Origin of the sequence: Mycolicibacterium arabiense, assembly GCF_010731815.2 — a bacterium.
GTDB lineage: Bacteria > Actinomycetota > Actinomycetes > Mycobacteriales > Mycobacteriaceae > Mycobacterium > Mycobacterium arabiense.
On record NZ_AP022593.1, the window covers coordinates 1,005,754 to 1,025,910 of the forward strand.

Annotated in this window: 20 protein-coding genes; 4 read left to right on the plus strand and 16 right to left on the minus strand. The window is 71.0% G+C overall.

Annotated features, from left to right (window positions below; translation table 11 throughout):
* Positions 1-7: 7 nt before the first annotated feature.
* From G6N61_RS06405 to G6N61_RS06415, 3 genes are read right to left on the minus strand one after another with little or no spacing between them, the layout of a single operon-like run.
* Positions 8-1,387 carry a Mur ligase family protein gene (locus tag G6N61_RS06405; RefSeq protein ID WP_235887431.1) on the minus strand — a complete coding sequence of 460 codons (1,380 nt, stop codon included), beginning with the start codon at positions 1,385-1,387 and terminating at the stop codon, positions 8-10.
* A 10-nt stretch (positions 1,388-1,397) separates the two neighbouring features.
* Positions 1,398-2,735 (minus strand): MurL-like N-terminal domain-containing, encoded by a 1,338-nt coding sequence (locus G6N61_RS06410; protein ID WP_163917771.1) that lies wholly within the window; start codon positions 2,733-2,735, stop codon positions 1,398-1,400.
* The gene (locus tag G6N61_RS06415) at positions 2,732-3,457 is read right to left on the minus strand and encodes a hypothetical protein (RefSeq protein ID WP_163917772.1); all 726 of its coding nucleotides are present in this window, start codon (positions 3,455-3,457) and stop codon (positions 2,732-2,734) included. The genes G6N61_RS06410 and G6N61_RS06415 overlap by 4 nt, the downstream gene beginning before the upstream one ends.
* 182 nt (positions 3,458-3,639) lie before the next feature.
* On the opposite strand from G6N61_RS06415, the gene G6N61_RS06420 reads away from it, so the two are divergent.
* On the plus strand, positions 3,640-4,110 hold the full coding sequence (locus G6N61_RS06420) for a GNAT family N-acetyltransferase (RefSeq protein ID WP_163917773.1): 471 nt from the start codon (positions 3,640-3,642) through the stop codon (positions 4,108-4,110).
* On the opposite strand, the gene G6N61_RS06425 is transcribed toward G6N61_RS06420, so the two are convergent.
* The 4 genes from G6N61_RS06425 to G6N61_RS06440 all read right to left on the minus strand — a co-directional run bounded on the left by G6N61_RS06425 (position 4,085) and on the right by G6N61_RS06440 (position 7,147).
* The gene (locus G6N61_RS06425; protein ID WP_163917774.1) at positions 4,085-4,558 is read right to left on the minus strand and encodes a PH domain-containing protein; all 474 of its coding nucleotides are present in this window, start codon (positions 4,556-4,558) and stop codon (positions 4,085-4,087) included. The genes G6N61_RS06420 and G6N61_RS06425 overlap by 26 nt on opposite strands.
* Positions 4,555-5,031, minus strand: a complete 477-nt coding sequence (gene ribH, locus G6N61_RS06430) for a 6,7-dimethyl-8-ribityllumazine synthase (RefSeq protein ID WP_163917775.1) — start codon at positions 5,029-5,031, stop codon at positions 4,555-4,557. The genes G6N61_RS06425 and ribH overlap by 4 nt, the downstream gene beginning before the upstream one ends.
* Positions 5,032-5,053: 22 nt before the next feature.
* Positions 5,054-6,382, minus strand: a complete 1,329-nt coding sequence (locus G6N61_RS06435; protein ID WP_163917776.1) for a bifunctional 3,4-dihydroxy-2-butanone-4-phosphate synthase/GTP cyclohydrolase II — start codon at positions 6,380-6,382, stop codon at positions 5,054-5,056.
* Between the two features lie 165 nt (positions 6,383-6,547).
* Positions 6,548-7,147, minus strand: a complete 600-nt coding sequence (locus tag G6N61_RS06440) for a riboflavin synthase (protein WP_163917777.1) — start codon at positions 7,145-7,147, stop codon at positions 6,548-6,550.
* 101 nt (positions 7,148-7,248) lie between these two features.
* On the opposite strand from G6N61_RS06440, the gene G6N61_RS06445 reads away from it, so the two are divergent.
* Both G6N61_RS06445 and G6N61_RS06450 read left to right on the plus strand, forming a co-directional pair.
* The gene (locus G6N61_RS06445; RefSeq protein ID WP_163917778.1) at positions 7,249-7,959 is read left to right on the plus strand and encodes an LppX_LprAFG lipoprotein; all 711 of its coding nucleotides are present in this window, start codon (positions 7,249-7,251) and stop codon (positions 7,957-7,959) included.
* The gene (locus G6N61_RS06450) at positions 7,959-9,548 is read left to right on the plus strand and encodes an MFS transporter (protein ID WP_163917779.1); all 1,590 of its coding nucleotides are present in this window, start codon (positions 7,959-7,961) and stop codon (positions 9,546-9,548) included. The genes G6N61_RS06445 and G6N61_RS06450 overlap by 1 nt, the downstream gene beginning before the upstream one ends.
* Before the next feature lie 16 nt (positions 9,549-9,564).
* Here G6N61_RS06450 and G6N61_RS06455 read toward each other — a convergent pair whose 3' ends face one another.
* The 9 genes from G6N61_RS06455 to G6N61_RS06495 form a co-directional block, all read right to left on the minus strand.
* On the minus strand, positions 9,565-9,720 hold the full coding sequence (locus tag G6N61_RS06455; RefSeq protein ID WP_163917780.1) for a hypothetical protein: 156 nt from the start codon (positions 9,718-9,720) through the stop codon (positions 9,565-9,567).
* A gap of 246 nt (positions 9,721-9,966) precedes the next feature.
* A complete protein-coding gene (gene ribD, locus G6N61_RS06460; protein WP_163924636.1) occupies positions 9,967-10,950 on the minus strand; it encodes a bifunctional diaminohydroxyphosphoribosylaminopyrimidine deaminase/5-amino-6-(5-phosphoribosylamino)uracil reductase RibD in 984 nt (327 codons plus the stop codon).
* Between the two features lie 17 nt (positions 10,951-10,967).
* The gene (rpe, locus tag G6N61_RS06465) at positions 10,968-11,672 is read right to left on the minus strand and encodes a ribulose-phosphate 3-epimerase (RefSeq protein WP_163917781.1); all 705 of its coding nucleotides are present in this window, start codon (positions 11,670-11,672) and stop codon (positions 10,968-10,970) included.
* 36 nt (positions 11,673-11,708) lie between these two features.
* Complete coding sequence (locus tag G6N61_RS06470) at positions 11,709-13,091, minus strand: RsmB/NOP family class I SAM-dependent RNA methyltransferase (RefSeq protein WP_163917782.1); 1,383 nt, start codon at positions 13,089-13,091, stop codon at positions 11,709-11,711.
* Positions 13,088-14,014, minus strand: coding sequence for a methionyl-tRNA formyltransferase (gene fmt / locus G6N61_RS06475; RefSeq protein WP_163917783.1), 927 nt, complete (start codon positions 14,012-14,014; stop codon positions 13,088-13,090). Before fmt ends, G6N61_RS06470 begins: the two co-directional genes overlap by 4 nt.
* 52 nt (positions 14,015-14,066) lie before the next feature.
* A complete protein-coding gene (locus G6N61_RS06480) occupies positions 14,067-14,603 on the minus strand; it encodes a LemA family protein (protein ID WP_163917784.1) in 537 nt (178 codons plus the stop codon).
* Entirely contained in the window at positions 14,597-16,420 is a 1,824-nt protein-coding gene (locus tag G6N61_RS06485; RefSeq protein ID WP_163917785.1) for a DUF2207 domain-containing protein, read from the minus strand. The genes G6N61_RS06480 and G6N61_RS06485 overlap by 7 nt, the downstream gene beginning before the upstream one ends.
* Positions 16,421-16,443: 23 nt before the next feature.
* The gene (locus G6N61_RS06490) at positions 16,444-18,444 is read right to left on the minus strand and encodes a primosomal protein N' (RefSeq protein WP_235887432.1); all 2,001 of its coding nucleotides are present in this window, start codon (positions 18,442-18,444) and stop codon (positions 16,444-16,446) included.
* Positions 18,441-19,172: a lysoplasmalogenase gene (locus G6N61_RS06495; protein ID WP_163917786.1), complete on the minus strand. Its 732-nt coding sequence runs from the start codon at positions 19,170-19,172 to the stop codon at positions 18,441-18,443. The genes G6N61_RS06490 and G6N61_RS06495 overlap by 4 nt, the downstream gene beginning before the upstream one ends.
* Here G6N61_RS06495 and G6N61_RS06500 point away from each other — a divergent pair.
* Positions 19,171-20,124 (plus strand): alpha/beta hydrolase, encoded by a 954-nt coding sequence (locus tag G6N61_RS06500; RefSeq protein WP_163917787.1) that lies wholly within the window; start codon positions 19,171-19,173, stop codon positions 20,122-20,124. The two genes, G6N61_RS06495 and G6N61_RS06500, sit on opposite strands and share 2 nt — an antisense overlap.
* The last annotated feature ends 33 nt before the right edge of the window (positions 20,125-20,157 follow it).

Below are 20,157 nucleotides of genomic sequence, written 5' to 3' on the forward strand. Positions count from 1 at the left end.
TTCCAGGTTAGTTGGGTGGGGCGACGCCGGCGGACGCGCTGCCGGTGGGGCTGGTGAGGGCGTCGATGAACTCGCAGAACGCCGCGCCCTTGGCCTCGTAGTTCGCATACAGGTCATAGCTCGCCGCTCCCGGCGAGAGCAGGACGACGTCGACGTCCGGTAGGCCGGCGGCGGTCCGCACGGCCTCGCCGAGGTCCGCGACGACGCGGGTGTCGGCGGGGTGGGTCATGGCGAAGCGGCGGCCGATCATGGGCCCGTTGCTCGGCGATTGGATGAGCGTGACCCTGCGGGCCCCGCTGCAGAGGTAGTCGTCGACCTGCTCGTAGTCGAGCTGGCGGTCCATGCCGCCGACGATCAGCGCGACGGTGGCGTCGGCGGGCGTCGACCGGAGTGCGGCGACGACGCTCTCCCCCGTGGTGGCCAGGGTGTCGTCGACCCACCGGATCGGCTTGGTCCCAAGGTTCGTCGTGCGGACGGTCTGGAGCCGGTGCGGGAGTCCCTCGAACGCGGCGGCGGCGGCGTGCACGATCTCCGCGGCGATGTCGCGGCCGGTGACCTCCCGTGCGGCGGCGACCGCCAGCGCGGCATTGACGGCGTTGTGCGGCAACGACATCACCGACCCACCGGGGATCGGCGGTACCGCGGCGGGATCGACGAGGTGCAGGGTGTCCGGGAGGTCGGTGACCCCGATGCCGCGCAGCCGCTCGACGACCTCCGGCGTGCACACCAGCGCGCCGGCGCCCCTGCGGAAGACGTTGGCCTTCGCGGCGTAGTACGACGCAGTGTCGCCGTGCCAGTCGAGGTGGTCCTCGTAGAGGTTGGTGATCACCGCGACGGCGGGCGAGGCGGTGAGCAGCGCGGCCTGCTGGCTGGACAGTTCGGCGACCACCACCTGACCGGGCCGCGGCGCCAGGTCCGACAGCGGGGTGCCGATGTTGCCTGCCACGACGTTCTCGACCCCGAGTTCGCCGAGGAGGCGGCCCAGGAAGGACGCGGTCGTGGACTTGCCCTTGGTGCCCGTCACGCCGATGGTCTGGGCGCCGAAACGGCTGACGAACCAGTCTGCGGCGCTGGAGATCTCCGTCCCGGACTCCCGCAGCTCCGCGAACACGGGGTGGTGCCACGGTACGCCGGGGCTGACGAACACGACGTCGCAGTCACGCAACCGGTCCAGGTGCTCGGGCCCGCGGTGCACGGTGAGCCGGTCGATGCCGTCCGGCGTCTCGTAGGGCAGCCTGCCGACGTCGTCAACCGCGTCGACGCGCGCCGCGCCGGCTGCGGATGCGGTGCGCGCCATCGAGATTCCCTCGCGACCGAAACCCCAGATCCCGACGACGCGGTCGGTGAGGTTCAGCCGGGTCCCTGCGGTGTTCGAGTCTCCGGTCACGTGCGTCGGCTCAGTCCAGCGTCGCGGCGTACCGGTCGGGCACGTAGTGCACGTCCGATGCCGTCGGGTCCTCGGTGGTGGCGACGGTCACCAGTTCGGCGCGACGCGGCCGCACGGCCTCGACGAGCGGCAGACCGCCCCATTCACCGTCGTCGAGGATCGCGAGCATCGCCTCGGCCGCCTCGTAGTACTCGCCGACGCACTCGAACGGCTTGTGTGCGCCGAGGCCGACGATGTCCTCGACCCCTGGCTGATTGTCGGTGTCCTGCAGGACGTTGCGGCCGAAGATCTTCTCCAGCTGGACGCGGCCGAGCCGAGGTCCCATGAGCAGGAAGACGAACAGGCACTTCGGGCAGTGCCCGCACCACGATGCGGCCCGTCGGCCGGGATCGAGAGCGAACGGGCGATTGCAGCTGATGAACGCGCCGAAGTACTGGGGGAAGTCACGGAACCGGTCGGCGATCTCGGACTCCGAGAGTGCCCGCAGCAGCGAGAAGTACCGGTCGGGGTTCATGCCGTGCTCGGTAAGGGTCGTGCGCAGCAGCGTCTCGTAGGAGATGCTCTTGGACCACTGGTGATTGACGTCGCGACCCAGCCACTGCACGTTGCCGACGTTGGAGGACCGCTCGTTGGAGAACACGACGGGGCCCAATCCCCTGGCGTCGGCCACGATCAACCCGATCACGCTGTTGATCGCCGTCACCGGGACGTGCCCGTTGTACGCACCGCGGGAGTTGAGGTCGATGAGCGTCCGGTCGATCGAGCGCCGGACCCGGGTGCTGTCGAGACCGCTGATCTCGATGCACCGGTCGATCGGGTCGAACTCGTTGACGCTGAACAGCATCGGGTCGAAGCCGTGGCGCTTGAGCAGTTCGATGGTGACGACCGAGTCCTTGCCGCCGCCGACGGGCACCAGCGGCCTGGCCGTGGCGTCGAAGCCGTCGGGATCCCCGGGGGCGGGCCGGTCCGTCGGCGCGTCGGGTCCGACGACGTCGGGCGTCAACGCCGACGGCAGCGAGCTGCGGTAGGCGAACTCGCCGAGTCCGCCCGCAATGAGTTCGCGCAGGTACTGCTTCTCGAATTCCGCTGTCGGGAAGCCGATCTCGATGGCCGGCGGGACAGCCGCCTTGTAGTAGCTCGGCGAGCACGTCAGCGCGAGCAGACGGAGCAGGCGGTCGTCGGCCCGGCCCGGCAGGTCGGTCCCGAAGTCAACGACCTCGGCGAAGTGGACGTCGTCGGTCCCGTCGCGGCCGCGGAGCGAGTACCGCGCGGTGAACCTGCCATCGGTCAGGTCGTAACCGTCGATGCTGAACGCCCGGTAGGCGTCTGGGTCGAAGTGCTCGGTCATCGTTGCTCCACGAAGGGCGGGGCGCCGTGCGCCGGGAGGCTCGTACCGTCGAGGTCGGCCACGGGATGGATGAGGAAGCGCGGTGAGACCCACCACGCCCGGGTCACGTCGGCGGGCACGCGACCGGTTCCATCGACGTTCGCAATGACGCCGCAGGCGGCGAGCTGGTCCAGCAGTGAAGCAGGCTCCGGATCCTCGATTCCGGACAGCCCGGCGGCGGTCTCGACGACCAGCGCACCGAGGTACGGCGCGTCGGACGGCTTGGCATGCGGTACGGCAACGGGAACGGCGTCGACCCAACCCTGATCGGCCAGCCACCGCTGGAACTGGTCGAGATGACCCCTGCTGGTGGTGCGTCCCGCCATCCGGCGCCACACCGGATCGGCCGAACGCGGGACCAGGCCGACGGCATCGCAGCGGCCGATGCGCACGGGTGCCGGTCGCACGGGCTCGACCGGTTCGCTCGCGACGACCACCCGGCTTTGCCCGTCCACGTCGAACACCGTGGCGGTGACCGCCAGCAGCGTGCCGACGGGTCGGGTGACCGGCAGCTGCTCGAGCACCGCCACCCGGAAGTCGTCCAGCCCAGGCATCGCGATGCCGAAGAAGTCGGCGACCTCGGCGAGCCGGTGCCACGCTGCGTCGACGTCGGGTTCCACGCCGACGACGACGGGCATGGTCAGCATCGGGTTGGTGCCGAGGTGGGTGATGACTTGCGTCACAGGCAGAAGCGGAGTAACGATCTCGGGTATCGAGTGCGTCGAGCGGGACCCAGACGGGGACGACACGTCCACTGCCGCCGTCATGCCCGCGTCCGATCCAAAAGCCCTCACTATCAGCGAATTCTATCGCACGCGACGAACGCGGCCGTGCGGCCCGACGAGCGCCGGCGCCTAGGCACCCGGTGACGGCACCGAGCGTGGTCAGGCTGACCGAGGAACAGTGGCGCGCCTTCGCGGCCGTGCGCCTGCGGGCACTGCGCGACACCCTCGGCGCCCAGGACCGGCAGTACCGCAGCGAGGAGGCCTTCACGGCGGCGCAGTGGCGGCGCAGATTGCGGGCGCACACCCAGTTCGCCGCGGTCCTCGACGACCGCATGGTGGGCCTGATCGGCGTGCAGCGGGAGAGCGCCGACTCGGCGTACCTGTACTCGCTGTGGCTGGAACCGTCTGCGCGGCGGCGCGGGCTCGCTCACGAACTGGTCACTGCGGCCGTCGACTGGGCGCGCGATGAACGGATGCGCACCGTCACGCTGCGGGTCGAGGAGGACAACGACGTCGCGCTCGGCGTGTATCAGGACCTCGGGTTCACCATGGACGCCACCGTCACCGCGGGCAACCCCGACGAGGTCACGATGCGTCTGAACGTCGGCTGACATCGGTGCGGTAGCGCGCCATCAGCTCGCGCACCCGGTCCATCGACTCCACGGCGCGCATCTTGTCGACTGCCTGAATCGCCATCGCCGGGACGTACTCGTCGTCGGGGAGGTCGACCCGGGCCCACCGCGTCCCTGGCGGGAACGACACGTCCACCACCTCGGACCAGGGAATCAACCGGTACGTCAACAGGTTCCGGACGGCGATGCCCTCGCTGCCCACCCGCAGCCGGGGCCGGGCGAAGAGCAGGACGAGGCCGCCGATGATGATGCCCAGCAGGGCGATCGCCACCTGGTCGGCCGTCCGAAAGATCACGCCGCTCGAGCCGATCTTGAGCAGGAACCCCACCGTGATGTGCGCAGCGGCGATGAGAAACGCTGCGCCGTAGGCGAAGTACGGCGTGAGGTGCGGACGCACCTCCAGATCCCAGCGGCCGGAGTCGGTCACGAGCCGCGGATCTCCCGCAGTGTCACCGCGGTCGACAACGCGGCGGCCGCCGCCTGCGCGCCCTTGTCCTCGCTGGAGCCGGGCAGGCCGGCACGGTCGATCGCCTGCTGCTCGTCGTTCACGGTGAGTACGCCGTTGGCGACCGGGGTGGACTCGTCGAGTGACACCCGGGTGAGTCCCTGGGTGACCGCGTCGCACACGTAGTCGAAGTGCGGGGTCTGGCCCCGGATCACCACGCCGAGCGCCACGACGGCGTCGTGCTTGGCTGCGAGAGCCTGGGCGACCACCGGGATCTCGATTGCGCCGAGCACGCGGACCACCGTGGGTTCGACCACGCCGGAGTCCTTCGCGGTGCGCACCGCGCCGTCGAGCAGCGCGTTGCAGATCGTGTCGTGCCAGGTGCTGGCGACGATTGCGAGGCTCACGTCCGAGGCGTCGATGGCCGGCATGTCCGGCACCCCACTACCGCTCATGTTCGTACTCCGTCCGAGCTGCTCACGGCGCGCCACCGGTCTCGTCGGCCGTCGGGGGCAACCGGTCCCCCAGCATGTAGACCGCCTCGTCGTAGCCGTCCATGCGGACCGACTCGTCGAAGTCGTCGAGCCCGGACAGGTCGTGACCCATCCGGTCGCGCTTGGTCATGAGGTATCGGATGTTCTCCGAGTTGGCGCGCACCGGCAGCGGGACCCGCTCGATGATGTGCAGCCCGTACCCGTCGAGTCCGACGCGCTTGGCCGGGTTGTTGGTGAGCAGCCGCATCGACCGGATGCCCAGGTCGACGAGGATCTGCGCACCGATGCCGTAGTCGCGTGCGTCGGCGGGCAGACCCAGCTTGAGGTTCGCGTCCACGGTGTCGGCGCCCGCGTCCTGCAGCTGGTAGGCCTGCAGCTTGTGCATGAGGCCGATGCCCCTGCCCTCGTGGCCGCGCATGTAGAGCACGACGCCGCGGCCCTCGCGGGCGACCATGGCCAGCGCCGCGTCGAGCTGGGGGCCGCAGTCGCACCGGCGTGACCCGAACACGTCGCCGGTCAGGCACTCGGAGTGCACGCGGACCAGCACGTCGTGGCCGTCGCCCTCGGGTCCCGCGATGTCGCCGCGCACCAGCGCCACGTGCTCGACGTCCTCGTAGATACTGGTGTAGCCGACGGCGCGGAACTCGCCGTAGCGGGTGGGGATGCGGGCCTCGGCGATGCGCTCGACGTGGCGTTCGTGCTTGCGGCGCCACTCGATCAGGTCGGCGATCGAGATCAGGGCCAGGTCGTGGTCGTCGGCGAAGACGCGCAGCTCGTCGGTCTGGGCCATCGCGCCCTCGTCCTTCTGGCTGACGATCTCGCAGATCGTGCCCGCGGGCTGCAGACCGGCCAGCCGGGCCAGGTCGACGGCGGCCTCGGTGTGGCCGGGCCTGCGCAGCACGCCGCCGTCCTTGGCGCGCAGCGGCACGACGTGACCGGGCCTGGTGAACTCGTCGGCCTTCGACGACGGATCGGCCAGCAGCCGCATGGTGGTGGCGCGGTCGGACGCCGAGATGCCCGTGCCCACGCCCTGCTTGGCGTCGACGGTGACGGTGTAGGCCGTCTGATGCTTGTCCTGGTTCACCGCGTACATGGGCAGCAGGCCCAGCCGGTCGCAGACCTCGCCCGAGAGCGGCACGCAGAGATAACCCGAGGTGTAGCGCACCATGAACGCCACCAGCTCCGGCGTGGCCTTCTCGGCCGCGAAGATCAGGTCGCCCTCGTTCTCGCGGTCCTCGTCGTCGATGACGACCACGGCCTTGCCGGCAGCAATGTCGGCTATCGCCCGCTCGACGGAATCAAGCCTCGTCATCTACGTCACCTACTTCGAAGGGGCCGCCACCGGTGCTCACCGCGTCGATCGCGCGGTGCCGTCCGGGGCGTCCTGGACCTTGTGAACCGACTTCAGTATGAACCACTGAGACGGGTGAGTTATTGCCGCGCCCGACCACCGGGTTGGGACCGGCTGTCGAGTCCGCTACGCGTCCCTGCTGTTGAGCAGTCGCTCGACGTACTTGGCGATCACGTCGACCTCCAGATTGACCGGGGTGCCGATCTCCGCGCGTCCGAGCGTCGTGAGCCCCAGCGTCGTCGGGATCAGCGACACCTCCAGCCAGTCGTCACCCAGTGCCGACACGGTCAGCGACACCCCGTCGATGGTGATCGACCCCTTCTCGACGACGTAGCGTGACAGCGTCGCGGGCACCGAGATCCGCACGATCTCCCAGTTCTCCGACGGCGACCGGGAGACGACGTGGCCGGTGCCGTCGACGTGGCCCTGCACGATGTGTCCGCCGAGCCTGCTGTTGACGGCAGCGGCGCGCTCCAGGTTGACCCGGCTGCCGACGTCGACACCGGCGAGGCTGGACCGGTTGAGGGTCTCGGCCATGACGTCGGCGGTGAACTCGCCGCCGGCGCGCACCTCCACGACGGTCAGACAGACGCCGTTGACGGCGATCGAATCACCGTGACCGGCATCGGCGGTCACCAGCGGTCCGCGGATGACGAAGCGCGCGGCATCGACCAGTTCCTCCTTGCCGACGACCTCACCCAGTTCTTCGACGATTCCCGTGAACACGTCTCCAGGCTAGTCAGAATCGCTGATCACGGACCATGGCAACCCTCACAGCCGTAGCCCGGGGAACCTGATCACCGAGCCCGACCCTCTACGATGCAAGCATGCAGACGCGCCCCCGGCTTGCCGTCCGATCCCTGATCACCGCCCTCGTCACCGCCACCCTGCTCGTTGCAGGGTGTTCGTCGTCCGACAAGGCGTCCGATGCCCCACTCCCCGAAGCGGCCACGCTGCTCCAACAGTCGGCCGACACCACCAAGGCCCAGCAGAGCGTTCACCTGCAGCTGACCACCACGGGTGAGATAAAGGAACTGCCCATCGCGTCGCTCGACGGTGATCTCACCCTGACCCCAGCGGTCGCAGCGGCCGGCAAGGCGGACATCGTGTTCCTCGGCCAGAAGCTCGAGGGCGTCGGTTTCGTCGTCGCCGACAACCTGCTCTACGGAGCGATCACGCCGGACAGCTGGCAGGACTTCGGTCCGGCCGCGGACATCTACGACGTTGCGGCGCTCCTGCGACCCGACACCGGTCTGGCCAACGTCATCGCGAACTTCTCCGACGCCAAGACCGAGGGCCGCGAGAACGTCAGCGGCGTCGATGCGGTGAAGATATCGGGCAATGTCAGCGCCGACGCAGTCAACAAGATCGCCCCGCAGCTGAAGGCCACAGGACCCGTTCCTGGCACTGCCTGGATACAGGAGGACGGCGATCACCAGCTGGTGCAGGTCAAGATCGACCCGACGCCGGACACGAGCATCCAGATGACGAGTTCTGACTGGGGTAAGCCCGTCACCGTCACCAAGCCCGCGGTGTGATGGCACACCAAGCCACCACCCAGTCGTCCGGATCGGCGACCAGTCGCCGGATCGCCATCAGCGCAGGCGGTCTCGCGGTGCTCCTCGGAGCGCTCGACACCTACGTCGTGATCACGATCATCCGCGATGTGATGATCGACATCCAGATCCCGATCAACCAGATCCAGCGGGTCGCGCCGATCATCACCGGTTACCTGGTGGGCTACATCGCGGCGATGCCGCTGCTGGGCCGCGCGTCCGACAGGTTCGGGCGCAAGCTGCTGCTGCAGATCAGCCTCGCCGGGTTCGCCGTCGGCTCGATCATCACCGCGATGTCGGGCGATCTCACGATGCTCGTCATCGGGCGCGTCGTGCAGGGTGTCGCCAGCGGCGCACTGCTGCCCGTCACGCTCGCGCTGGCCGCCGACCTGTGGGCCGAACGCAAGCGGGCCGCCGTTCTCGGCGGCATCGGCGCGGCACAGGAGTTGGGCAGCGTGCTCGGCCCGCTCTACGGCATCGCCGTGGTGTGGGCACTCAACAGCTGGCGCGACGTGTTCTGGATCAACGTGCCGATGGCGGTCGTCGCCATGGTGATGATCCACTTCAGCGTCCCGGCGAAGCAGAAGACCCAGGGCCCACCCGAGAAGATCGACGTCATCGGCGGAGTCCTGCTGGCGATCGTGCTGGTGCTCGTCGTGTTCGGGCTCTACAACCCCGCCCCGGACGGCAAGCAGGTGCTGCCCGAGGGCGGCTGGATCCTGCTGTGCGGAGCAGCCGTCGCGACGGTCGCCTTCTTCGTCTGGGAGAAGATCGCCAAGACCAAGCTGATCGACCCCGTGGGCGTGCACTTCCGGCCGTTCCTGTGTGCCCTCGGTGCGTCGTTCGCCGCAGGGGCCGCGCTGATGGTGACGCTGGTCAACGTCGAACTCTTCGGCCAGGCCGTGCTGTCCCTCGACCAGAACGAGGCGGCATTCCTGCTCATGCGGTTCCTGGTCGCGCTGCCCGTCGGCGCCCTACTCGGCGGATGGATCGCCACCCGCGTCGGCGACCGCGTCGTGGCGTTCGCAGGCCTCGTGATCGCGGCGTTCGCCTACTGGCTGATCTCGCAGTGGCCCGTCGACCTGCTCGCCGCGCGACACGACTTCGGGTTGTTCACGCTCCCGACGATGGACGTGGACCTCGCGCTGGCCGGCTTCGGGCTGGGCATCGTGATCGGACCGCTGACCTCGGCGGCGCTGCGCGTGGTGCCTGCGCCGCAGCACGGCATCGCGTCGTCGCTGGTGGTCGTAGCCCGCATGACCGGCATGCTGGTCGGCGTCGCGGCACTGTCGGCGTGGGGTCTGTACCGGTTCAACCAGCACCTGCAGAGCCTGCCGAAGTCCGCTCCCGGGGGAAACCTGTTGGACACCATCAGGATTCAGGCCGACAACTACCGGGTGGCCTATGCCATGCAGTACGGCGAGATCTTCGCGATCACCGCGGTCGTCTGCGTGGTGGGTGCGCTGCTGGGATTGTTCATCAGCGGGAAGAACGAGTCCGCTGAGATTCCTGCGGATGACCCGGACGCGAACCCGGATGAGGCAACCGAGGCCGTCCGGGCCACCCGCTAGGAGTCGGGCGCCGCGCTCAGCAGCGCTCGATGCCCGGTTGCTGCAGCTTGAACTCCTTCGGGTCCACCGGACCCGAGGAGTTCAGCACTGCGCGCAACGGGCGGCACACCATCTCCATGATGGCGCCCTGATCGACCGGGCGAAGGGTGATCCAGTCCTGCAGAGCAGTCATGCTCGTCGTCCTCTTCTCGTGCTTACGTCCGCGCAACGTCGTCGGTAAGGCGCGATGTCAGTGTCGGTGACGTGCATCCGAACACGCCTTCGATTCTACCGAGCCCTACTCGGGCGATCGGTGTCACCGAAGGCGGATGGAGTCTCGAACTGGTAACGAGTCCCCCAACTCGCCGCGATCCACGAGTGACGCCAGTCACAGTGGCGCGCAAAGGAATTCCACGTCACCCCGAGGGGCGGCATCAGGTCAGGTCGGCACCAGGCTCAACCGCAGGTCCGGACCGATCCGCTCGGTGCCGTCGAAGCGCCACCGTTGGGCGTTGCTGATGGTCAGCACGCCCACGTCGTCGACGGCCGCAATCGGCCCGCCGAGCAGGATCGGGGCGACGTAGGCGAGGATCCGGTCGATCGCCCCGGCGCGCAGGAACGCACCGGCCAGCGTGGGCCCACCCTCGAGCAGGACGTCGGTGCGGTCGGACAGCGCCCGCACGACCTCCCACGGATCCCGGGTGCGGATCACCATGGTGCGCGAGTCGTCGTTGAGGACCCGCGCCTCGGAGGACACCTCACGCTGGCCGACGACGACCCGAAGCGGTTGCCGGGCGGCGAGGCTCCCGTCGGGCAGCCGGGCGGTCAGCGTCGGGTCGTCGGTGAACACGGTGCCGGTTCCGACCACGATCGCGTCGACCACGGCCCTGCGCCGGTGCACGTCGGCGCGGGACGCCTCGCTGGTGATCCACTGGCTGCTGCCGTCTGCTGCGGCGCTGCGGCCGTCGACGCTGGTGGCGTACTTCCACGTCACGTGCGGGCGACCGGTGCGCTGCTTGTGCAGCCACTCGCGCAGCGGACCCCCGGCGGCCTCGTCGGCCAGCAGCCCCGCCTCGGTCCGGACGCCGCCGTCGGCGAGCCGGGCCGAACCGCCGGCAGCCGCCGGATTGGGGTCGGCGATGGCGTACACCACACTCGCCACCCCGGCCGCGAGCAGTGCGTCGACGCACGGCGGGGTCCGCCCGTGGTGGTTGCACGGCTCGAGCGTCACCACCGCGGTACCGCCGACCGCCCGCTCGCCGGCGCGGCGCAAGGCGAGCACCTCGGCGTGCGGACCACCCACCGGTTCCGTGGCGCCGACGCCGGCGATCTCACCGTCGCGATCGAGGATCACCGCACCGACCGGTGGGTTCGGGTAGGTCGATCCCTTGACCTGCTCGGACAGCTCGATGGCGCGCCGCATGGCGGCCTCGGCACCGCTCACGACAGATGCGGTGACGCGGCGGCGGCCCGCCGTCGCAGCGACGCCACGGCCTCGGCCGGGTCCGCTGCGCTGTAGACCGCCGACCCCGCGACGAAGCAGTCCACGCCGGCCTCCGCGGCCGCCTCGATCGTGTCGGCGTTGATGCCGCCGTCGATCTCGACCACCACGGTCAACTCCCCCGCGTCGACCAGCGCGCGCACTGCCGCCACCTTGGCCAGGACCTCGGGCATGAACTTCTGACCGCCGAAGCCCGGCTCGACCGACATCACCAGCAGGGTGTCGAAGTCGCGCAGGATCTCGAGATAGGGGTCGATCGGCGTACCCGGCTTCACGCTGAGGCCTGCCCGCGCGCCTGCCGCCCTGATGTCGCGGGCCACGGCGCGGGGATCGTCGGTGGCCTCGGCGTGGAACGTCACGTTGTAGGCGCCTGCCTCGGCGTACGGCGGCGCCCATCGTGCCGGGTCCTCGATCATCAGGTGACAGTCCATCGGGATGTCGGTGACCTTCAGCAGACTCTCGACGACCGGCAGGCCCAGCGTCAGGTTCGGCACGAAGTGGTTGTCCATGACGTCGACGTGCAGCCAGTCGGCGCCGTGCACGGCCGCCGTCTCGTCGGCCAGTCTGGCGAAGTCCGCGGCGAGGATCGACGGCGCGATCAGAGGTGCCTGGGCGAGCGAAGCGACGGGAGATTGGCCAGCCATGGCGGTCACCCTACTTGGGGCTCTTCGCGCGAGCGCTCATCGCACTTGCAGCGCGGCGGCGAACATCGCGTCCGTGCCGTGGCGGTGCGGCCACAGCTGGACGTGGCTGCCCTTGCCGACCACGGGGTCGAACAACGGCCAGGTGTCGATTGGCTCGACGGGATGACGGCGCACCGCGTCGGCGACCACCCCGACCGTCTCGGCCAGGTGCGGCGAACAGGTGGCGTAGAGCACCACGCCGCCGGGGCGGGTCAGCGCGATGGCCGAGGCGAGCAGTTCGCGCTGCAGCTTGACCAGCGGCGGCACGTCACCGGGCTGACGCCGCCAGCGCGCCTCGGGACGGCGACGCAGCGCACCGAGACCGGTGCACGGCGCGTCGACCAGGACGCGGTCGAAGGACGCGGCGGGCAACCCGGTGTCGCGCCCGTCGACGCGGAGCACCTCCACGTCGAGACCCTTGGTATTGCGCTCGACGAAGTCCGCCCGATGCGGGGTCGGCTCCACCGCCGTCACGCGTGCGCCGGCGCCCGCGGCGATCGCGGCCAGCAGTGCCGTCTTCCCACCCGGGCCCGCGCACAGGTCGAGCCACCGGCCGCCATCCCCCTCCACGGGCGCCAATGTCAGTGCGCGCGCGACGAGTTGGCTGCCCTCGTCCTGCACCAGTGCCTCGCCGTCGCGTACCGGCGCCAGCAGACCGGGATCACCACCGGCCAGGTACACCGCATACGGCGAGTAGCGGCCGGGCGTCCCGTCCACCGCGGCCGCCAGCTCCTCGGAGGTTCGGATCCCCGGCCGGGCCGCGAGGTGCACGACGGGCCGGTGGTCGTCACTGCTCAGCAGGTCCTCGAGTTCGGCCGCGTCGGCGCCCAGCGCGTCGGCGAAGCACTGCGCGATCCACCGCGGGTGCGAGTGGGTGAACGCCAGATGCCCCACCGGGTCCTTCTCGGCCGACGGGGCCAACTCCGCCATCCAGGACTGCTCGTCGCGCTTGGAGATCGACCGCAGCACGCCGTTGACGAAACCCGCACGGGGGGTGTCGACTTCGATGGCCGCCTGCTCGACGGTGGTGTCGACCGCGGCGTGCGCGTCGACCCGGGTGCGCAGCAACTGGTAGGCGCCGAGCCGCAGCAGGTCCAGCAGGACGCCGTCGATCTGATCGACGGGCCGCCCCGACGCCGCGGCGATCACCGCGTCGAGGACGCCGAGGCTGCGGCAGGTGCCGTAGGCGAGTTCGGTGGCGAACGCGGCGTCGCGGTCGGTGATGTTCCGTTCGCGCAACAGTGCGGGCAGCGTCAGGTTGGCGTAGGCGTCCCGTTCGGTCACCGCACGCAGGGTGTCGTAGGCGACCCGGCGCGCGGGATCCAGTGGTGTGCGACGGGTCGGGCGGCGGGGGCCGCGTCCCCGGTCCGGCCGGCTCACGAGGCCCGCGCCGTGTCGTCGAGGCGGGCGCCACGGGCCCAGTCGGCCGCAGCCATCGGTTTCTTGCCGGGCGGTTGTATCCACCCGAGCCGCACCGGCGACGAGGCCGTACCCACGTGCACTCCCTCCCGGTCGGCCCGAATGTCACCGGGCGACAGGGCTTCCCGTTCGGTCGGGGTCACCGGTCCCAGCTTGACGCGCAGGTCGCCGATCGTGGTCCAGGCTCCCGGATTGGGCGTCACGGCCCGGATCCTGCGGTCGACCACGTGGGCGGGCAGATCCCATCGCACGCGCGCCTCCTCGACGGTGATCTTCGGGGCGACGGTCACGCCCTCGCTGGGTTGCGGCACGGCGGTCAACGATCCGTCGTCGATGCCGTCGAGGGTGGACTCGAGCAGGCCCGCGCCCGAGTCGGCCAACCGTCCCAGCAGATCGCCCGCGGTGTCGGTCGGCCGGATCGTCTCGGTCACGACGCCGAAGACGGGGCCCGAGTCGAGGCTCGGTTCGATCTGGAACGTCGTTGCGCCGGTGACGGTGTCGCCCGCCGCGATCGCGGCCTGGACCGGCGCCGCGCCCCGCCATGCGGGCAGCACCGAGAAGTGCAGGTTGATCCATCCGAGGCGGGGCACGGCCAGCAGCCCGTCACGCAGGAGCGCACCGTAGGCGACGACGGCGCAGCAGTCGGGCGCGTAGCCGGCCAGCTCGGCGACGAATTCCTCGGAGTTGGGCCGCTCGGGACGCAGCACGGGAATGCCCTCCGCGAGTGCCAGCGCCGCGACCGGCGACGGCGCGGGCTTGCCGCGTCGGCCGGACGCCGCGTCCGGCCGGGTCAGCACGGCCACCACGTCGTGGCGCGGCGAGTCGATCAGGCGGCGCAGGGACGGCAGTGCAGGCTCGGGCGTGCCTGCGAACACGATTCGCATGGTGGGTCTTCGTCCTCGGATCTGGAGTCTGGATGTCTCGGCCGTGTACGTCTCAGCCTGGCATCTGGTAATACTCGCGTTCGCCGACGCCTGCCAGCGGGGCGACGAGCAGCCACGGGATGGTGCCGACCAGTCGGTTCAGGGTAGCGACGGCGTCGTTGTAGTACTGGCGCGCGAACGCCAGCGTCTTCTCGGTGTCGGCGAGGTTCTCCTGCAGGTTCAGGAAGTTCTCCGACGCCGCGGACTGCGGCTGCGCGCGGCCGGCGGCGAGCAGCCGGCCCACCGCGTCGTCGAGGTCGCGTTCGGCGGCACTGCGCTGAGCCACCGACGTGCCGCCGGTCGCCGACGTCAGTGCGTTCTGCGCCGTCACGACCCGTTCGAGCAGCGTCCGCTCGTGCGCGGCGAAGGTCTCCACCGTGTGCACCAGGCTCGGGATCAGCGATGCGCGCCGGGTCAGCTCGACGTCGATACCCGCCAGCGCCTCGGCGACTCGGACGTCGGCGGACCGAATCTTGTTGTAGCCCACCACGAAGCCGACCAGCACCAGCGATAGCAGCACCAGGACGAGGACGAGGACCGCGGTCACCACGAGCCGCCACCTCCTCCCCCACCGCCGCCACCGCCACCGCCACTACTGCTGCTCGAACTGCTACCGCTCGAACTGCCCGAGGACGACGACACCTGCGACGCGGTGTACGCGCCGATCGACGAGGACAGCGCCGACTCGAACCCGTCGAAGTCCGCCCCGCCGCCCGAGCCGAACGACGAGTCACCGTCGCCCGAACTCGACGAGGACTGATACCAGACGGGCTGCGGGGCAACGGTTCCCATCGTGGTCTCGTACTTGCGCGCCCACGCCGCCGCGCTACCCGCCGCCACGGCGTAGGGAACGTAGGCGGTGTAGAGGTCCTTGCGTGCGGCGAAGTCGAAGCGCGTCTCCGCGGAGTCCGTCGACAGCAGCCGGTGGAAACCCTCGGCGCGCGACCACAGTTGGCGGCCCGCCTCGGTGCGCCGCGTGCCGACGCCTGCGGCCCACGCCCCGACGGTGAGTGCGAAGAACGCCGCGAACGGCAGGCCCCACATCGTCGTCGGGAAGCCCCATCGGAAGAAGCCGCACAGCGCGAGGATGGCGGCGACGGCGTTGGCCGAACGGATCCACAGTTCCTTCCTGCGCGGCACGATCAGCCCCTCGTCGCGCGCCCACTTGCGGACTGCTTCGGCCATTTCGGTCTTCGCCTTCTGCAGCTTCGCTCCCGCCTTGGCCGATTTCCTCGCCTCGAAGACCGTTCCCCGGCCCATCACCTTGAGCGTCGAACCGACCGCCACGCCCACCGGGTCGACGTCGATCCAGTCCTTGCGCTCGGCGATGCCCCGCACGTTCCACTGCGCATTGCTCACCTGACGCAGTTCGACCAGGTTGCGTTCGGCGAGGTGAAACAGGGTGGCCGTCAACCCGTTCCAGGGCACGCGCTCGGTGCGGACGTACTCGGTCTGCACGGGGCCGAGCCCGGGCGGTGGTTCGTACTGCACGGGCGACCCGGGCACCGGCTCCACCGTGGTGCGGTACCAGAGGTAGCCCGCCGCGCCTGCGGCGACCGCGATGCCGAGCACCCACGCCGCGGTGACGACGGACTGGCCGAACACGCGGTCCCAGGGCTGCGACCACGGCAGCTCGACGCGCTGCGGCGTCGGCACGTCCACCCCTGCCCGCAAGGTCACCGGCGTGCGCGGTGGCAGGTCGGTCGCCGAGAACTCGACGGTGTCGCCGTCGAGGGTCAGGCCGGTGCACGGGCGCCCGACCCCGAACCCGACCGCACACCGGGCACCGGTCACGTCGCCGGGCATGGTGGCGCGGATGCGCACGCGCTCGATCTCGTTGTTCCACGACGGCGCCACGACGTTCCAGAAGAACGCGGATTCCGAGTCGGGTCGACCGACGTCGGTGGCGAACCGGCGATCCGATCCGGTCGAACCGGGGTCTAGCACTCCGTCGATGGCATACCGGATCTCGTAGGTGTGGGCGCCGGGCCATAGCGTGCTGTAAGGGTCGCCGATCTTGGCGACGCGGAAGCGGTCGGCGTCCTCCCAGAGCATCTGGTAGTCCACGGGCTCGCCGTCGAGGAGGATCGACGTGATCTCCGGGGTCTGCCGCACGGACGGCTCGTTGGGGTTGGCGACGTCCCAGTACCGGAAGATGCCGTGCCGTCCGGACGGGAAGTCACCGGTGATCGTCTCGACCGCGGTGAGGTCGCCGTCGGCGCCGACGGTGAAGTCGGCGCGGTAGTCGGTGATCACCACGGGGTCGTCGGCGGGGCCTGCGGCCGAGCCCGAACCGAACGCCAGCGGCCACAGCAGTCCGAGGGCGATGAGCCCGAGGAGGAGCGACCAGCCGAGGATCCTGCGCACGTCACCTCCCGGGTTTGGACGCCTTACCCTATGTGCAGCGGGTCGATCTGTACGCGAACGGGCGCTCCGTCGTGGCGGGCACTGGCCACGCCGGTGGCCTTGCGCAATGCCGCGGCCAATTCGAGGCCCTGCTCGCGTGGCACCCGGACGAGCATGCGGATGACCGGCCCGTCGACCGGTTCGCCCGCGGGGCGACGAGCACCGGGCGGCAGGTCCACCGGCCCCAGGACCTCGGCCCCCTCCGGCAGTGTCGCGGTGTCGATCAGCGCGGCCGCAGACGCGACGTCGCCGTCGATGGCCGCCATGTGCGCGGCGGGCGGCAGCCCGACCTCGGTCCTCGCGTCGAGTTCGGCCTCGGCCGCCGCGACGGGATCCCACCGGACGAGTGCCTGCACCGTCGGGATCGCCGACTCGGCGACGACGGCGACCACGCCGCCCTCGGACCGCGGCCGCACCAGCGCGCCCGCGGCCATCCACCGGCGCAGCGCGTCCTCCCCCGCGCGCAGGTCCTGCCTGCCGAGCAGCGCCCATCCGTCGAGCAGCAGCGCGGCGCCGTATCCGCCCGGGGCAACGGGTTCGGCGCCCGGCGTCGCGACCACGAGGGCGGGGGTGTCCGGGACCGTCGCGAGCACGGCGTCGCCGCCCGAGGTGACGACGGTGGTGCCCGGGAAGGCCCTGCCGAGTTCCTCCGCGGTGCGCCTGGCACCGACCACGACGGCCCGCACGGCGTCCGACCCACAGCGGGCGCACCGGAGTGCGGGTTCGTGCCGGCCGCACCAGCGGCACACCGCGCCGGTCGTGTCCCGGTCGGGCAGTGACAGCGGCCCGGTGCAGTGCCTGCAGCGGGCGATGGTCCGGCAGCGTCCGCACGCGAGTGCGGGCACGTATCCGCGGCGGGGCACCTGCACCAGCACGGGCGCGCCTGCCTTCAGGGCGGAGCGAGCGGCGTCGAGCGCCATCGTGGGCAGCCGTGCCGTCCGCGCCGCCGGGTCGCGCTCCTGCGCATGGGCACTGTCCTCGATGGCGACGACCCGCGCCGCCCTGGCCCGCACCTGTGGGCGGGTGGCCACCAGGTCGTGTGCCCACCGGGACCGCACCAGGGCCTGGGCCTCGGCGGTCCGCGAGTACCCGCCGATCAGCGCCGCGCAGCGCACCTGGTGGGCGCGCAGCATCGCGACCTCGCGGGCGTGCGAGTACGGTGCGCGCGGTTCGGCGAGGCTGTCGTCACCGTCGTCCCACACCATGACCAGTCCGAGGTCGGCGACCGGTGCGAACACCGCACTGCGGGTGCCGATCACGAAGCGCGCGCCGCCGCGCAGCACGGCCAGCCAGCGGCGGTACCGCTCGGCGGGGCCGAGCCCGGCCGACAGCGCGACCACCCTGGTCGGGTCGACGTGCCGGGACGCGGCGGCGTGCAGCGCGTCGACGTCGCTCTGGTCGGGCAGGACGGCCAGCGCGGCCCGGCCTGAGTTGACCACCGCCGCCCCCGCCTCGGCCAGCCGATCGGCCCACTGCTCCCCCGGCAGCGCCTGCCACACCGCGCGCGCCGCCCGGCCCTCGGCGAGTGCTGCCAGGAAGGCCTCGGCCCGTCCGTACACCGACCACCCGGCCGGATCGACGTCGGCGGTGACGAGCGGGGCCAGCTCGGGAACGGCCTGCTTCTCGACGTTGGCGTGGCGCGGCGGCACGGCCAGCCGCAGGACGTCGGGCCGGGTTCCGGCGTACCGGGTCGCGACGGCCTCGGCGAGGCGCCGGACGTCGGGGGTCAGGACCGGCTCGGCCGACACGACGCGGTCGAGCCAGCCCAGCTTGCCCACGTGGTCGGTGTCCGAACGCCGTTCCAGGATGAAGGCGTCGACGAGCCTGCCGTGGAAGCGGACGCGGGCGCGCACGCCCGGTTGGGCGTCGTCGGACTGCTCGCTGCTGACCAGGTAGTCGAATTCTCGATCGAGATGCGGCACCGACAGCATGGGCAGCACGCGTGCGATCGGCTCGTGTTCGGCGGCCTGTCTGGTCGTGCTCACTCGGCCGGTGTAGCAGCGCCCGCCGACGCCGTAGGTCCTCGACCGAACAGGAATCCCGCGGTGATCAACAGGATCGACGCGGCGTACGCGAACCAGATCGGGACGGCGAGCGCCTCGGAACCGAGCACGAACTTCCCGATGCCGATCATGCCGTCGGACACCGCGAAGCAGACCGCGCCGAGCGCCGTCCACGGCGTGGGCAGGTCGGCCAGCAGCGCCGCGCAGGCCATGGCGCCGAGCACCACGATGTAGAGGGTGACCGGCACGGCCATCCCCTCGGCGACCAGGCGCGGCCAGAACCAGACGAGCAGGGCGACGCAGGCGACGACGAGGACGGCGCATGCCACGACCCGCGGGGTGGTGCGGCGGGCCAGCGGGAGCAACGCGGCCAGGAAGCACAGGTGCGCGACGAGGAACGCGCCGAGGCCGAGCACGAACGACGGCTCCCACCACGGGACGGCGAGCAGGGAGTCGCCCGCGGCGGAGAACACCAAAGCCGCGACGAGCCAACGACGTTCGCGCACCACCCGATGACCGAGCGCGGCGACTGCGAGCAGCACGGCGGTCAGTGCCTTGACCGCGGGCTGCAGGGCGAACTGGCCCGTGAGGTCGGCGCCCGAGGGCAGCCGCGCGGCGGTCACGACGAGGAACACGCCGTACGCCGCACCGACCACGCCTGCGGCGACCCACGCGATGCGCGATCGCGACGATGCGTACGTTGTGCCCATGCCCGCAGACGACGCTCCCGTCAGCCCGATGCCACTCGACCCCATCCTGGAGAAGGTACTGGAAGCGGTTCCCTTCCAGCTGACGACCGAGGGCGGCCCCGAGGCCACCCGCCAGCGGTTCCGCGACGTGCCGCGGCCCGAGGTCCATCCGGAGGTGACGGCGGAGGACCGCGAGATCGGCGGACCCGGCGGCCCGCTACCCATCCGGCTGTACCGGCCCGCCGACGCGGGCACGTCGCCACTGCCCATCGTCATGTTCTTCCACGGCGGCGGCTGGGTGGTCGGCGACCTCGACACCTACGACGGCGCCGCCAGGGTCCACGCCGCGGAGACCGGCGCGTTGGTCGTGGCCGTCGACTACCGGCTCGCGCCGGAGCACCCGTATCCGGCTGCCGTCGACGACGTGTGGGCCGCCACGCGGTGGGTCGCCGAGCATGCCGACGAACTGGGCGCCGACGCAAGGCGGATCGCCGTGGCCGGCGACTCCGCGGGTGGCAACCTCGCGGCGGTCGTCGCGCAACTGGCCCGTGACGCCGACGGTCCCGAGCTGCGGTTCCAGTTGCTCTGGTACCCGGCCACGACGTGGGACGTGACCCTGCCCTCGTTCACCGAGAACGCGAACGCCCCGATCCTGGACACCGTCTCCGTCGGCGGCTTCTCCCGGTGGTACGCAGGCCACGTCGACCTGTCCAACGCACCGGCCACCCTGATCCCGGGCCGCGCCGAATCACTGGCGGGCCTGGCACCGGCCTACATCGCGGTGGCGGGCCACGATCCACTGCGTGACGACGGCATCCGCTACGGCGAACTGCTGACCGCCGCCGGGGTGCCCGCGGAGGTGCACAATGCCGCGAGCCTGGTGCACGGCTACCTCGGCTACGCCGGCATCGTTCCGGCGGCCACCGAGGCGACCCAACGCGGGCTCGCGGCACTGCGCGCCGCGCTAGGTTGAGACCGTGACGGACACCTCGGCGAGCACGACGCC

Excerpts from the sequence above, each read along its gene's own strand:
- G6N61_RS06410 (WP_163917771.1), bottom strand. The coding sequence starts at position 2,735 with ATGACCGAGCACTTCGACCCAGACGCCTACCGGGCGTTCAGCATCGAC.
- ribH (WP_163917775.1), bottom strand. The coding sequence starts at position 5,031 with ATGAGCGGTAGTGGGGTGCCGGACATGCCGGCCATCGACGCCTCGGAC.
- G6N61_RS06435 (WP_163917776.1), bottom strand. The coding sequence starts at position 6,382 with ATGACGAGGCTTGATTCCGTCGAGCGGGCGATAGCCGACATTGCTGCC.
- G6N61_RS06445 (WP_163917778.1), top strand. The coding sequence starts at position 7,249 with ATGCAGACGCGCCCCCGGCTTGCCGTCCGATCCCTGATCACCGCCCTC.
- G6N61_RS06450 (WP_163917779.1), top strand. The coding sequence starts at position 7,959 with ATGGCACACCAAGCCACCACCCAGTCGTCCGGATCGGCGACCAGTCGC.
- G6N61_RS06455 (WP_163917780.1), bottom strand. The coding sequence starts at position 9,720 with ATGACTGCTCTGCAGGACTGGATCACCCTTCGCCCGGTCGATCAGGGC.
- ribD (WP_163924636.1), bottom strand. The coding sequence starts at position 10,950 with ATGCGGCGCGCCATCGAGCTGTCCGAGCAGGTCAAGGGATCGACCTAC.
- rpe (WP_163917781.1), bottom strand. The coding sequence starts at position 11,672 with ATGGCTGGCCAATCTCCCGTCGCTTCGCTCGCCCAGGCACCTCTGATC.
- fmt (WP_163917783.1), bottom strand. The coding sequence starts at position 14,014 with ATGCGAATCGTGTTCGCAGGCACGCCCGAGCCTGCACTGCCGTCCCTG.
- G6N61_RS06500 (WP_163917787.1), top strand. The coding sequence starts at position 19,171 with ATGCCCGCAGACGACGCTCCCGTCAGCCCGATGCCACTCGACCCCATC.
- G6N61_RS06495 (WP_163917786.1), bottom strand. The coding sequence starts at position 19,172 with ATGGGCACAACGTACGCATCGTCGCGATCGCGCATCGCGTGGGTCGCC.